Genomic DNA, 14,571 nt, shown 5'->3' on the forward strand with positions numbered 1-14,571 from the left:
CGTAAAAGCAGTAAATCTAAGTCGTGAGATTTAGAATCCCCCAGTAGAACTCGAAGAGTTTACTGGTGGGAGTGTGTCAAGTCAGCAGTTTTTTGAGTGACGAAATTCTGCGTTTTGATAGCACTGGAGAATTTATTGATGTTTTTGCATCCGGTAACGGTCTCCCTGGCGGGTTAAACGGGCCTAATGATTTGTTGTTTGCGCCCGATGGCAGCCTTTATGTGACGACTCAGGGGAGTATTGCTATCAATGGTCAGGCTGACTTTAGTGCAGGTCTTCCCAGTCAAGTGTTGCGTTTTGATATTACCACACAAACCTCGACGGTATTTGCCGAACCGACTCCCTCACCCGATGGTTTTGGGTTTGTCAGTTTATTGGGGTTAGCGTTGGGGTTTGAAGGGGATTTATTTGTTAGTGATTTTGCCAATGATATTCGCCGCTATGATCTAGAAACGGGTAATTTAGTCAGTGTTTTACCCACAAACTACACAGAAACAATCCCGAGTAATAATTTTATCGGGAATTTAACCTTTGACCCCAACAACATCCTTTATTCAGTTGGCTTTGACTTTACCAATAGTAATTTTGGAGCAATTCTGCGATACGATGGTATGACTGGAGAAGCGTTGCCTTCAGTGGGAAATACCAGTGCAGTTTTTGTTTCGACTAATGATCAGTTACTCCGTCCGATTGGGATCGCTTTTACCACACAGATTCCTCCGCAAACCGTGCCTGAACCGTTTTCCGTGTTAGGTTTGCTCGCCATTGGAGTTTGGGGAGTTCAGACTAAACTCCGTCGATAATCATTTTTGAATCCTGAATAAATTCTACAACACATTAGCCCTCGGCAATCGCCGGGGGTTTCTTGGGTAGATACACCCGCCTCGCGCCTCAAAATCAATCCGACTATTACTCGACTGCCTCTGGGCGCTACACTGTAAAGAGTCGTCCTTGAAGATATCACTAAGTTCAAAACAGAAATGATTTAGTTTTCATCAAATAAATTTATGATAGAAGATCAGCATATTCAAATTAATAGATAGCCATACATTCTATTCAACGTATTAAGCCAAAATGTTAGCAAGAAAACTTAATAAAAGTTAAACTTTCTTCTAGATAGGATATTCTAATGCAACTCAAACTCTGGTAAATTAAAATCAGGATTTCCATCTTTTTCTCGATTCCGACCTAACCCTCTATATTTTATTCCATTGACTGGAAACTATTTTTAAGATTTAATCTGCTTTTCGCTATCGTTTTTTAAAATTGTACCAATAATATGAAATACTTAAATATTTGCTACCGAAGGGAAGCAGGGGAAGTGAGGAAAATGATCGGTAGGATTATTTTTGAAATTTAATCTAAATTTTTAAACTCAAGTTTAAGCAATTATTTTTAACAATTAACTTAAAAACCATGAACAAAAATAAAGCTTTTCAATCTAAAACCAGAAAAAAAATACATCATCCCATCCATCGATTAATCTCTAAATTGAGAGGTACATCCCAGAAGCAAAAAATTCAAAAACTCAAACTCTCCTATCACCATATTCTCACAAAAACTTCTACTCGTCAACAAAAGTCTTCTAACATAGAAGAAGAACTTAAATATACTGAAAAAATATTACGAGATCAATCCGAACAAGAACAATTAACCATCGCCATCACAAATCGCATTCGTCAATCACTCGATCTTCAGGAAAGACTCAATACCACCGTCATTGAAGTCCGAGAATTTCTCAAATGTGATCGTGTGATTATTTATCAGTTCAATCAAAATTTTGGGGGAACTGTCATTGCCGAATCTGTTGGCGAAACTGAGATCCCTATGCTCAATCTTGTGATTGATAATCACTCTTTTCAAGAACTCTATATTCAACTTTATCAGCAAAGAGAAATTCAAGCTATTTCTGACCTTTATACCGCCGAACTTGATCCCGATTATATTGACTTAATGGCAAAATTTAAAATCAGAGCAAACTTAGCGATTCCTATTGTTAATAATAATCAACTATGGGGATTATTAGTGGCTCAAAACTGCAATGATTCCCGAGAGTGGAAATCGTTAGAAATTAGCTTCCTCAAGCAACTCACGACTCAAGTTGCTATTGCAATTCAACAATCGGAACTCTATCAACAAGCGCAACAGGAAATTGCCCGACGTACACAGATAGAAACCAAATTACAGCAAAAAATTGAACGAGAAAAGTTATTAGCCGCAATCGCTCAACGAATTCGTCAATCTCTTGATTTAGATCAAACTCTGAATACGACAGTGAGGGAAGTTAGACAACTCTTGCAAGTAGATAGAACCGTTATTTTTCGCTTTCAAGCTGACTGGAGTGGTGTTGTATCTGTAGAGTCTGTCGTGATCCCTGAGTTGTCAATTTTAAATACAAATATTTATGATCCCTGCTTTTCACAAACCTATATTGAGCAATATAAACAGGGGCGAATTCGAGCCATAGAAGATATTTCAAAAGCTCGTTTAAGTCAATGTTATGTGGATTTATTAACTCAGTTTCAAGTGAGGGCTAATCTCGTTGTTCCTATTTTACAAGGACAACATTTATGGGGATTGTTAATTGCTCATCAATGCACTCAACCGAGACAATGGCAAACCCATGAAACAGAGTTACTCGAACAACTAGCAACTCAAGTCGGAATTGCAATTGCTCAAAGTCAACTCTACGAACAAACACGACGTCAAGCTCAACGAGAACAAGCTCTTAATCAAGTTATTCAAGCAATTCGTACCTCTTTAGATTTACAAACTATCTTCTCAACCGCAGCCGAAGAAGTGTGTAAATTACTTCAAGCCGAACGAACTGTAATTGCTCGCTATTTGAGTGAAGAAAAACTCTGGCGTCATGTCGCTGACTATCATCAATCTCCAGATTTATTCAGTGTATTGGGCTTAGAAATTACCGATGAAAACAATAAAATTACAGCACGCCTAAAACATTTAGAAGTATTTCAAATCGAGGAAAAAAATAATTGTATTGACGAATTTAAACACTATTATGCTGGCATTTCTCCAGGTTCTTTGTTAATCATTCCTTTACACTTAAATTCTATCGTTTGGGGAAGCTTAGGGTTAGTGAGAAATAATTCTCATGGCGATTGGAAAACCTGGGAAATCGAGTTAGCTAGTGCTGTTGCTGATCAATTAGCGATTGCCATTCAACAATCTGAACTTTATCAACAACTCGAACAATTAGCAATACTCGATGGCTTGACTCAAATTGCTAACCGTCGATATTTTGATCAATATTTAGATCAAGAGTGGAAGCGAGCGCAACGAGAACAGCATTCATTATCATTGTTATTACTTGATGTTGATCATTTTAAACTTTATAATGATACTTACGGACATCAAGCTGGAGATGAATGTTTGCAAAGAGTTGCGAAAGCGATTCAGGAAACTCTAAAACGTTCTAGCGATTTAGTTGCTCGTTATGGAGGCGAAGAATTTGTAATTCTTTTACCCAATACAAAAGCAGAAGGCGCAATACAAATCACACAAGATATTCATGATAGTATTCAACAGTTAGCTATTGAGCATTCTAGCTCATCGGTTAGTCAGTTTGTCACCGTTAGTATTGGGATTTCAACGATAATTCCACAGCCCCTTAGTCGCTTTGAAGTATTAGTGAGTAGAGCAGATAAAGCTCTCTACAAAGCCAAACAGCAACGCAATACTTACTGCTTATATTGTTGAGCTTATTCTGAACAAAACGACTTGAACTGAGGTTATGACAAGGTGAGTGAGTCTAAATTCCAGTCTCCCCAAAAATTTACTAAATCTTTACAAAAGGAACTCTGACTCCAGAAAAGTTGAAGATTGAGTAAAAGCTCCTTTACTATGTTGCATTTTGTAAAGATTATTCGTTATACATAAATATAGAAACGAAAGTGAAAAATTCAACAAATAACTTTCAAATTATTGATCACTTTAAAGTCAGGGCGCTCTCCGATGAAACCCTATCAATGCGAGAGTCAACAATGAATCTGAATAACGTTTTGAAGCAATCTACTTGGACGACTATTGCAATTTTAGCAGTCGCTTTTCCGAAAACTGAGATGATGATGACAAACTTATCTTTAATTGGTAATATGGCATATCATCTTGATGATTCATTGGAACTTGATAACAAACAACTCGATGTATTGAATCAAGGATCAGCCACAATACAAAGTGTAGAAAATAAAGAGCCAAAATCTGCCCCCTCAAGAGGTGATAGTAAGCCTGGAAATCAGAGATAATCAGAGTTATTGTCAATCTAGGTTCTCACGAACTCCCCAACAAATAACCCTATTCTTTGATGGTTAATCATGATTTCTAGACGAGAGAAAAAGAGTTAAAACTTTTAATTCTCTCATCTAGATGAAATCAAAAACCGTAAATAAATTGATTGTTTGAGATTAATTAACTGTACTTTTAACTCAGGTTTTGGCTAAAAATTAAACTTTTTACGTTCTTGTTGAGTTTGAATCAGTTGCTGTTCTAATGTTTGCCAATCTTCTTGTTCGATGATGTCAATGAATTGATCAAGGCGACTCCGATAAGCCCGTAGAGATAGCAATAAAGCTTTTCGATTGTATCGCGCCATCATTACCCCTAACTCCGGATTTCCACCCCCCACACGGCTCGTATCACGAAAGCCAGAACTTGCTAATTGTTGGGCGAGTTGTTGAACTTTTACATCTTCTTCTGCGGTTAAAGCGGCGACTAAACTCGCACTCACCGTCACAGGTAAATGAGAAATCCAAGCCACAGCAAGATCGTGATCTTGTGGTGAACATTGATAAACTTTTGCTTGCAATAATTCAGCAATTTTAGTAACCGTTTTTATTTCAAACTCTGATGTTTTTTCAGTCGGAGTAATCACATAAGGTTTACCCAAAAACAAATTTTTTTGAGCAGCTTCTATACCACTTTCAGCCGTTCCTGCCATCGGATGCCCTCCGACAAAATGGGGCCAAAGTCGAGAAAGTATTTCTACAATAGGCTGCTTAACTGAACCCACATCAGTTATAATAGCAGTGGGTTTAAGATGAGGAATTAACTCCTCAAGTGTAGAAGCAATCGCCCCAATCGGTGTACAAATAAACACAACATCTGCACTCGCCATCAAAGATAAATCAACACTCGCCTCATCAACAGCACCCATTGCGATCGCCTTTTGGCAAGTGCTTTGACGACGACTCACCCCTAAAACTCGATAGGTTTGCTCATTTGAGGAATTATTTTCAGTTTGTAATTGTATCAATTTTGGTTGAATTGAACATAAATCCAACCCGATAGAACCCCCAATTAAACCTAACCCAACTAGACCAATATTCATGTGAGACTGTTTAGCTTTCATCGTAGTTTATCTGGTTCAATTTAACGTATGTTTAAACAAAATGATCAAAGAATAATCTAGAATCTCTATTTCCCGGTAGGCAGTGAAAAAATTTTGATATAGTAGATATTAGATTAAAACCTGTTTTTTATTCGGAAAACTTGAAGGCATGAATGCCGAAGAACTGATTCAAAGTTATCAATCCGGCATCAGAGATTTTAGTGCGATCCTGCTTTGCGAAGCCAATCTCAGTCGAACTGATCTCTCCGGTGCTAACTTCTCTCAAGCTGTCCTCAGCATTACCAATCTCAGCGGTGCAAATCTCTCAGGGACGAACCTCAGCCAAGCCAAACTGAATGTCGCCAAACTCAGCGGAGCCAATCTCAGCGGAGCCAACCTGACGGGCGCAATTCTCAATGTTGCCAATCTGATTCGTGCCGATCTCAGTCATGCCACTCTGATCAATGCCTCTGCGATCCGTTCGGAGTTAATCCGTGCGGATCTCAGTCATGCCATTTTAACCGCCGCGAACCTCAGTGAAGCCGATCTGCGAGAAGCCACCCTACGACAAGTTGATCTACGACAGGCGAACCTCAAAAGCGCCAATCTGCGAGACGCAGTTCTGATCGCCAGTAACCTCGAAGGAACCAACTTACACGGGGCGGATCTGACTCGTGCCGATTTGCGAGGGGCGAATCTAGTCAACGCGGAACTCCGACAGGCAAATCTTTCCCAAGCCAATCTCAGCGGTGCCAATCTCAAAGGCGCAAATTTGCGTTGGGCCGATCTCAACGGAGCCGATCTCAGAGGAGCCAACCTCGAACAAGCCCGATTAAGTGGAGCCAGTTTGTATGGTGCCGATCTCAGCCATGCCAGCTTACTATACACCCATTTAATTCATGCTGATCTCACCCAAGCCAACCTGACGGGGGCTGACTGGACAGGAGCCGAACTCACCGGAGCCGCCCTGACTGGTGCCAAACTCTATGACGTCTCTCGATTTGAAGTCAAAGCCGACGAAATCACCTGTGATTGGGTTGATGTTAGTCCGAACGGTGATGGGAGCAAAGTTCTCCGCTTTAGCGCTCAAGAAGCCTACCAATTTTTTAACGCCACCTCCCCAATGGTGGAAATTAGCATTGATATGGCACTCAATGCGGAAGCTCACTGCGCCTTAGCCGATGCTTACCGCGACATCATCAGCCAGACCTCAATCATCAATCGCCCGCCCAGTATAGAGGTTAGTCCTCGTCGAACCACTTTATCGTTTAGGATAGAAAGAGACGAACAACTGTTCTCCACCGCCTATATTGTCATTCTTCCGTTTAAAGATGCAGATCTTACTCAACAAAGTATTCGGAATCTGGTTCAAATGCTCGGATCAGAGAACTTCATCGGCTTAAGCGTTCGGCACTCCCATCAAATCGGAAAATTGGTGAGTGAAATCAAGCAACAACTCGATCAGATCACCGACTTGAAATTACACACCAAATCCCTATCCGAACCCGAAAGTTATCAAGCTTTCTTTGCCTCTCCCACTCGTACAACGCTGAGAAACTTTCACAATCGAACCCTCAAAATTCATAGCCATCCTCAATTCGGAAGAAGCCTACTCAATGTGCCTGAACTCATGAACTCCTCGGGATATTCCCAAGAGAAATATTTTCAGATGATGGCTCCCTCATTAGACAATCTCTCAGACTTTCTGTTCATCTCAGACTAAATAGAGATGTCATACTAAATTTGTTGAGGAGAAACTCTAATGAGACTTACACTTCAGTCTTTTTAGTCATTTCGTACAGGATGCAGGGGTGATAATGGCACAGGAACTCGTAAAAATCTACAACTTAGTCAAAAAATACAAAGAAGGGGAACGGAATTTTACGGGTATTAATCTCAATGAAGCCAATTTGAGTCGGATTAACTTGAGTCAAGCCAATTTAAGCGATGCGTCCCTGTGTGTGACCAATTTAAGTGGAGCAAATCTTAGTGGTATTAACTTGAGTCGCGCTAATCTCAATGTGAGCCGATTGAGTCAAGCTAATCTCACCGGAGCAAATCTCAGTCGAGCCACCCTCAATGTTGCCAATTTAGTACGAGCAGATTTGAGCGATGCCATCCTAGTCGAAACCTTAGCCATTCGTTCAGAACTGATTAGAGCCAGACTCAATAATGCCAATCTGACTAAAGCCAACCTCAATGGCGCTGATTTACGAGAAGCAAGAGTCGGACAAGCCAACTTTTCTCAAGCGAATCTCAGTGGAGCCAATCTCCGAGGTGTTTCGGGAGCATCAACAAACCTGCAAAGAGCGGACTTACGACGAGCAAATTTGGTGAAAGCCAATTTACCCAAAGCCGATTTTAGTCACGCCGAGATGCGACAAACTAACCTCACCTATGCAGATTTGCGCCAAGCTAACCTCAGTGGAGCTAATCTCCGATGGGCTGACTTGCGCGGGGCGAATTTGTTGGGAGCCGATTTATCTGGGGCAAACTTATCGGGAGCCAACTTGTCAGGGGCTAATCTCAGTCGGGCGACTTTAGCAAAAGCCAGTCTGGTTCATGTCGATTTAACCCAAGCGAATTTAATTAAAGCCGATTGGATGGGGGCTGATATTTCCGGCGCGACGTTAACCGGAGCCAAACTCTACGAAGTTCCCCGCTTTAACTTAAAAGCCGAAGATATTACCTGTGAATGGATTGATCTCAGTGCAAATGGCGATCATAGCGAGGTTTATCAATTTAACCCCGAAACCCTCAAAAAGTTTTTTAATCAAGCTCTGCCGACTGTACAAGTGATTGTGGATGCTCCCCTCGATCTTGAAGCCAATCTAATTCTGGCTGAAACCTACCATCACATCGCCAAAGAGTATCCCCTTCTCAAACATCCTCCCAGTATTGATACTGATCTCCGACGCACCGTAATCACCTTTCGGATTGATCGCGAAGAATATTTGTTTTCAATGGGATGCTTGGCAATTTTTCCCTTTGATGATGCCAGTAAAACTCAAAAAAATATTGTCAGTTTAGTTCGCAATTTGCAAGACCGCAGCGAAAAAAATAAGAACCAACTCCGAGTCTTAGCGGCGATGGGAGAAGTGATTTCTAAAGCTCACGATCTCAAACAAGTGGTCAAATCGATTCGCTCTGAACAAATCCCTGACTTTTTTCACAGTCCCACTCAAACGATCTTAACGAATACCAGTCAAAAAAAGTTAACTGTCCACACCCATTGCGATTTCGGTAAGCGCTTTAAACCCTCTATTCTTGATCGAGAACGAGAAAATCACTCGAGTAAATTGATCGAACCCATCCTCTTTGATGGAGAACAGGTGATTGATTTTGTCGATAGTTTTGATTATCTTAGTTAAAAGTTAAGCTTGATCAATTGAGTTGGAGTTGTTCAGTGAAATTATTTTAGATGCTCCGCTCACCTGTTGCTCTCTTAAACAGTCCGCTCTTGTCCATTTTCCAAGTTCTCCACTCGCTAAGGCTTTAATTCTCTTGATCGAGGTAGAAGCTCATAATTTACTACAAAGCTTTCTGCGATCGCGGAGTGTTTCCGTCGGAAAATCGCCAGGTGTAGTCTCATGGCCTCACTATTTAACAATGGCCCGATTAGTAGCGCGAGCGTTGCGACTTGGCCGCAGTGCTTTGATTCAAACTGGGGTCAGTCCAGTGAGTCACCATCATTCTTATCGGTTTAGCTATCTCATTCCCGTTTTAATTTGGCCGGAACCTGCCTTAATTGTTGCTCCCCAGTGGTTGTTAACAGAACTCCAACAAGAAGAAATTCCCCAATTGTTTGAATCCCAAGCACTCGACGTAAACCTCGCTCAACCGATCATTCGAGGCGATCGCTGGCCCGAAGAATCCAACTTTCACGGTATCTTACTCACCACTCCCGAAGAATGGTTAAGTGATCGCTTAGGCAGGTTCCGACGGTTTCCGCCCAATATTCCTACAATTATTGATGGAGTTGATGACTTAGAAACCTGGACACGAGAACAATTAACCACCTGTATTCAACCGCAAGATTGGACACAACTCCGCCAACAAGCACCCCAACACACAGATATCATCCGCGAGGCAAAAATTAACCTCACCCAAGCCATTTTTCAACGTCCAGCCAATCCCTACCACTGTCATTTATTAGATCAAGCTGAACAAGCTATTTTAGAGCAACTCTACGAAGATTTAGTCAAGATTGTCTCTCCTGCGGTTCCCGACGCTTGGACTCAATTTTGGCATCAATGGCAAGCGTCAGAACAACTGCGATGGGTAAAAGTTAATCGAGAACAAGGTACTTTTTCTCTGTATTGTAGTCCGGCAGAAGTGAGTTCATCCTTGAGTCAGATTTGGCTGTTACAACCTGTTGTCTTGATTGGGGGGGCGTTAGACTTGCAGAAAGCCGCCCCTACTTATCGTCAATTAGTGGGACTCGGAGAAATTACGGGTGTGAAGTTTTCACCGGATCGCAATTCTCAACTGATTCAACTTTATCTTCCCTCACGCCTTCCACTCCCGAATACACCCAAATTTCAAGCGGCTTTAATTGAGGAAATTCGCGGCTTACTTTGCATGAGTACAACCTTAGAGGGATTGACTGTGTTACTGATTGAGGATACACCCCTAAAAACTCAGATCGGCGCTGTGTTTGCAGCAGAGTTTGGTTCACGAGTCCAAGTCGAAACGACCAAAGTTGATGGGCGAGGAATTTTAGTCACAGGTTGGGAATTTTGGCGACAACATCAGGGAAAACTTCCCCCGCCTCATTTGTTAGCGATCGCCACTTTACCTTTACCTTCGTTAGAACATCCACTTGTTGCGGGGCGAGTGAGTTATTACAAACAAAATCATCTCGACTGGTTTCGGCTTTATCTCCTTCCGACAGCCTTAAATGAGTTGCAACGGGCAGTTGCCCCTGTGCGAGACTGTCAAGGGATTGTGGCGTTGTTTGATAGTCGGGTTTTACATCGTAGTTATGGAGAACAAGTCTTAGCTGCGTTGAGTCCACTCGCGAGGATTGATTATTTAGATACAACTTGGTTTAATAGTCGTTCTTTTTGAGAAGAATCCCCGCATTTTGAGGTGCGGGAAGTCTAAACTAAGGCTTCAAAACAACTTTAATGCAGTTATCTTTCTTATGCTTGAAAATCTCATAACCGTGAGAAGCCTGTTCTAAATTGAGACGATGGGTAATCACAAAAGTGGGATCAATATCACCCTTTTGAATCCGTTCCATCAGCGGACGCAGATAACGATGAACATGAGTTTGTCCAGACTTTAATGTAAGCGCTTTATTAACAATCGCTCCCATCGGTATTTTATCAACAAAACCGCCATAAACACCGGGAATAGAAACCGTTCCTCCCTTCCGACAAGCCACGATCGCCTGTCGCAGTGCATGGGGTCGTCCTGTTTCGAGGCGCACCGCCTGTTTGACCTTATCCACGACTCCCATCGCATCCATACCGTGCGACTCCATACCCACCGCTTCAATACAGCGATCAGGGCCACGTCCGCCTGTCATTTCCTTTAAGGCAACTCCTGCGTCCACTTCTTCAAAGTTGATAATCTCGGCGCCGGCCTTTTCAGCCAATTGTAATCGTTCCGGAATGTGATCAATAGCAATCACCCGTTCGGCCCCCAACATGAAGGCGCTGCGAATGGCAAACTGTCCAACCGGGCCGCATCCCCAAACCGCTACTGTATCGCCCGGTTCGATATCACAATTTTCCGCCGCCATATAGCCTGTTGGAAAGATATCCGTTAAAAACAGAACTTGTTCATCGCTGAGGCCATCAGCCACCTTCAACGGCCCCACATCCGCAAACGGTACACGGGCATATTCAGCCTGTCCACCTGCGTAGCCGCCCAACAGATGAGAATAACCAAATAAACCCGAAGGAGAATGGCCGTACATTTTCTCAACCAACCCACTATTCGGGTTAGAATTATCACACAATGACCATAAATCCCGCTTACAAAAGAAACAATTTCCACAAGAAATCGTAAACGGCACAACAACGCGATCGCCAACCTTCAGCTTTTTAACATTAGGGCCGACTTCCACCACTTCTCCCATAAATTCATGGCCTAAAATATCCCCCGATTTCATTGTGGGAATATAACCATCATAAAGGTGTAAATCTGAACCACAGATCGCCGTTGAAGTAATTTTAATAATCGCATCACCGGGATTTAAAATTTTAGGATCGGGAACCGTATCAACCCGAACATCATGGGAACCGTGCCAACAAACTGCTTTCATAACCTCTTGTCTCCGTAAGTATTGATTAATCTTTTTGCGCTGTTGCGTCTACAATCCATTGAACTTATATGAAATCGAAAAAATAATGCTACAAAAGGTAAAAGGCAATAGGCAACAATCAAAAGTTACCCATTGAACACTGGTGACTGGTGACTATCTCCCCATCAATCTTCTGTAGCAAAATTCGGCGATTTCATATTACTATGAACCTTGCGGTTGCCCTTCTATTGTCGCAATTTCTCCGGCTTCCATCAGTTGTTTGAAGCGACTCAACATCTGACCCAATTGTTGTTCGGGTTCGGTACCAAATAACTTGGCAATATTCGCCGTCATTGCACCGCCAGGGGGACTATATTCCATCACAACTTTAACTTCGGTTCCCCGTCCGCCGCTTGCGGGACGAAACCGCACAAACCCCGAGTGATCGATGTCCGCATTTTCTGCCGAAGTCCAACCAATCAACTCATTGGGGCGATCCTGAATAACCATCGCATCCCATTCTACAGCCTGATCAACAACGGGTGTTTTTGCCACCCAATGAGAGCGTTGTTGGTCGTATACTGTGACTGACTCTAGATAATCTGTAAAAATTGGTAAATTCTCGAAATTGCGCCAATAGTTGTAAAGTTCTTCAGGTGATTTTTCGATAATTACTGTTTTTTCGGCGGTGATGCGCTGGTCTTTGCTCGCTTCTGTTGCTTCGCCAAGTTTCTGCTGAACTTGCTTGACGGTGCTTTGATTTTTCGCACCTTGATAGATTAAACCGCCCCCAACTAATGATGTTAGTATACCGCGAAGCGATCGCTGTTTTAAGCCCATTAATACCAGTGCGCCCCCGCCAACCAGGGAAGCCCAACGTTCGGTATCACCTGCTTCATTTTTGGGGGTTTGATTTTCGGGAGTTTGATTTTTGGCCGTTTGATTTTCGCTTTCGCGCTGAACGCCGTCGCTATCAATTATTATTTTTTCCATTTCATTTAAGTTTAATCATGCTTTATGTATCTAATTTTCAGCATATAAAACTAAACCGCGAATGCAATCACCCATATGGTAGAAACATCGGAAAATACAACTCTACTCGTCCTCGGGTTGAGCTATTGCTGAACTATTCTTGTCTAAAAAATAGAGAGTCCTATCCTCAGAGGGAGGTTAACTTCTTGCAAATCGAGTATGAGTAATAAAGGTATTCCTGTGTGCGCTTTCCGATCCAATCAATAAATATAAAAAAATATTGTCTTAGCTATGCAAATTTCCGGCACAACAACGAAAACGTTAATGGCGATTATTGCAACAATTTTGGTTGTGGCTGCACTCCAAGCGACTCGATCGATTTCTATGCCTTTGGCGTTTGCGTTTTTTATTGCTGTTTTAGTTCATCCTTTGCAATCATGGCTAGAACGTCGTTTACCCCGATGGTTAAGTTTAATTTTAGTGCTGCTATTGCTAATCGGCTTTATGGGAGTCGCAGTCGGGGCTTTAACGTTGAGTGCAGAAATTATTGAACCAAAAGTTCCGGAGTATCTTGATCGCTTGCAACAAATGGGAGAAACTTTGCGATCGTGGGCTGAGGAGCGAAGTATACCTATTCCTCAGTTTAACGCTCAGGATGGAATTAATCAAGTGACTCAACAGGCAATTGGCGGCATAAAGACTTTGTTATCAGCCGCGAGTTTGTTTATCTTAATTGTCTCTTTATTAGTCTTATTATTGTTAGAAGTGAATCAATATCAGGAAAAGGTTAAACAGGCTTTTCCCTCACGATCTAGCGATCGCATTATTAATGCAGTTAGTGATACCAGTGAAAAACTGCGGCGATATTTATTGGTGATGACACTTACTTGTTGTTTAACGGGAATTTTAACCGCAAGCTGGTGTTTTATTTGGGGGGTTGATTTGGCTTTTGTTTGGGGATTAGTTGCTTTTGTTCTTAACTATGTACCCACTTTAGGATCGATTATTGCGGTGATTCCTCCGACGTTGGTTGCTTTTATTTTTCAAGGGGTTCCTCGCGGAATTGCCACCCTGTTAGGATTGGCAGTTATACAGACAATTTTGGGTAACTTTGTCGATCCTCGCTTGCAGGGAAAAACCCTACAGTTATCCCCTTTTGTTGCTCTGGTTTCTATCGTATTTTGGGGATGGGTTTGGGGTATTCCCGGTGCAATTTTGGGTGTACCAATGACCATCTCTATTATTTTAATGTGTCGGGAATTTAAGGCAACTCGTGGAGTCGCAATTCTTTTAGGTGAGGTTGAAGATTAGGGATTGATGGGGTATTTTGAGCCGTGATCAAAACAACAAATTAATAGTTTTGTTCTCCAGACTCAAGCTTCGTCATCATTTCAATCTAATCCCCAAAAACCTTTAACCTGCAACCAAACTTCTCAAAACCTGATAAATGAAAGTCAAAATCATAATTCCCACTAAAGAAATCAGCAAAATAAATAACATTAACCCCCCCACTAAAACAATCACAAATAAACGATCCGCTTTTTGTCCCATTTGAGGCGAATTAACATGATCTTCCAACAGATCAACATTTTTAACATTAGCTTTCCAGGCGACATCAAAAACATCCCCAACCACAGGTACAGTTCCAACCAAAGTTTCTGTCGCAATATTAGAAGCCATACGGACGAGTATTTCTTTTGGAACTCCCAGTCGAAAAGCTCGCAACATAATGTAAGCTGACAACAGACCCCCGAGTAAATCTCCACCTCCCGGTATGAGTCCAATAATTGGGTCAAGACCAATTCCATAGGTAGTACCCGGAACTCGAATCGCATTATCGAGAATATTACTAAATTGCCGTAAGTGTTTGACTACAGACGCTTTAGACTGATCATCGGTTGTCGGAATTGAGCGTTTAGGAGAGGATTTTGGGTTCATATTGGTTGCAATTGTGAGAAATTCGACATTTTAGTGTCAACATATGTAACATAAAGTTAAT

11 protein-coding genes are annotated in these 14,571 nt (G+C 41.9%); 7 read left to right on the forward strand and 4 right to left on the reverse strand.

All coding sequences use genetic code 11. From position 1 onward, the window contains the following. Positions 1–65: 65 nt before the first annotated feature. From L8106_RS21620 to L8106_RS21630, 3 genes are all read left to right on the forward strand, one after another. Positions 66–803 (forward strand): hypothetical protein, encoded by a 738-nt coding sequence (locus tag L8106_RS21620; RefSeq protein WP_009786587.1) that lies wholly within the window; start codon positions 66–68, stop codon positions 801–803. Positions 804–1,416: 613 nt separating this feature from the next. Further along, the gene (locus L8106_RS21625; protein WP_009786588.1) at positions 1,417–3,720 is read left to right on the forward strand and encodes a GAF domain-containing protein; all 2,304 of its coding nucleotides are present in this window, start codon (positions 1,417–1,419) and stop codon (positions 3,718–3,720) included. 194 nt (positions 3,721–3,914) lie between these two features. Beyond that, positions 3,915–4,265, forward strand: coding sequence for a hypothetical protein (locus tag L8106_RS21630; protein ID WP_009786589.1), 351 nt, complete (start codon positions 3,915–3,917; stop codon positions 4,263–4,265). 191 nt (positions 4,266–4,456) lie between these two features. Here the strand turns inward: L8106_RS21630 and L8106_RS21635 are convergent, their stop codons facing one another. Then, the gene (locus L8106_RS21635) at positions 4,457–5,347 is read right to left on the reverse strand and encodes a prephenate/arogenate dehydrogenase (RefSeq protein WP_039896918.1); all 891 of its coding nucleotides are present in this window, start codon (positions 5,345–5,347) and stop codon (positions 4,457–4,459) included. 169 nt (positions 5,348–5,516) lie between these two features. Here L8106_RS21635 and L8106_RS21640 point away from each other — a divergent pair, with 169 nt between their 5' ends. The 3 genes from L8106_RS21640 to L8106_RS21650 all read left to right on the forward strand — a co-directional run bounded on the left by L8106_RS21640 (position 5,517) and on the right by L8106_RS21650 (position 10,417). Next, positions 5,517–7,070, forward strand: coding sequence for a pentapeptide repeat-containing protein (locus tag L8106_RS21640; protein WP_009786591.1), 1,554 nt, complete (start codon positions 5,517–5,519; stop codon positions 7,068–7,070). 94 nt (positions 7,071–7,164) lie between these two features. Further along, complete coding sequence (locus L8106_RS21645; protein ID WP_009786592.1) at positions 7,165–8,718, forward strand: pentapeptide repeat-containing protein; 1,554 nt, start codon at positions 7,165–7,167, stop codon at positions 8,716–8,718. Between the two features lie 133 nt (positions 8,719–8,851). Next, complete coding sequence (locus tag L8106_RS21650) at positions 8,852–10,417, forward strand: helicase (RefSeq protein WP_039896935.1); 1,566 nt, start codon at positions 8,852–8,854, stop codon at positions 10,415–10,417. Positions 10,418–10,454: 37 nt separating this feature from the next. Here L8106_RS21650 and L8106_RS21655 read toward each other — a convergent pair whose 3' ends face one another. Then, positions 10,455–11,621: a zinc-dependent alcohol dehydrogenase gene (locus tag L8106_RS21655; RefSeq protein WP_009786594.1), complete on the reverse strand. Its 1,167-nt coding sequence runs from the start codon at positions 11,619–11,621 to the stop codon at positions 10,455–10,457. A 201-nt stretch (positions 11,622–11,822) separates the two neighbouring features. Further along, the gene (locus L8106_RS21660) at positions 11,823–12,593 is read right to left on the reverse strand and encodes an SRPBCC family protein (RefSeq protein WP_009786595.1); all 771 of its coding nucleotides are present in this window, start codon (positions 12,591–12,593) and stop codon (positions 11,823–11,825) included. A gap of 270 nt (positions 12,594–12,863) precedes the next feature. On the opposite strand from L8106_RS21660, the gene L8106_RS21665 reads away from it, so the two are divergent. Beyond that, complete coding sequence (locus L8106_RS21665; protein WP_009786596.1) at positions 12,864–13,883, forward strand: AI-2E family transporter; 1,020 nt, start codon at positions 12,864–12,866, stop codon at positions 13,881–13,883. A gap of 102 nt (positions 13,884–13,985) precedes the next feature. Here the strand turns inward: L8106_RS21665 and L8106_RS21670 are convergent, their stop codons facing one another. Further along, on the reverse strand, positions 13,986–14,510 hold the full coding sequence (locus L8106_RS21670; RefSeq protein WP_009786597.1) for a DUF4112 domain-containing protein: 525 nt from the start codon (positions 14,508–14,510) through the stop codon (positions 13,986–13,988). Positions 14,511–14,571: the final 61 nt, after the last annotated feature.

Source organism: Lyngbya sp. PCC 8106 (genome assembly GCF_000169095.1).
Classification (GTDB): Bacteria; Cyanobacteriota; Cyanobacteriia; order Cyanobacteriales; family Microcoleaceae; genus Capilliphycus.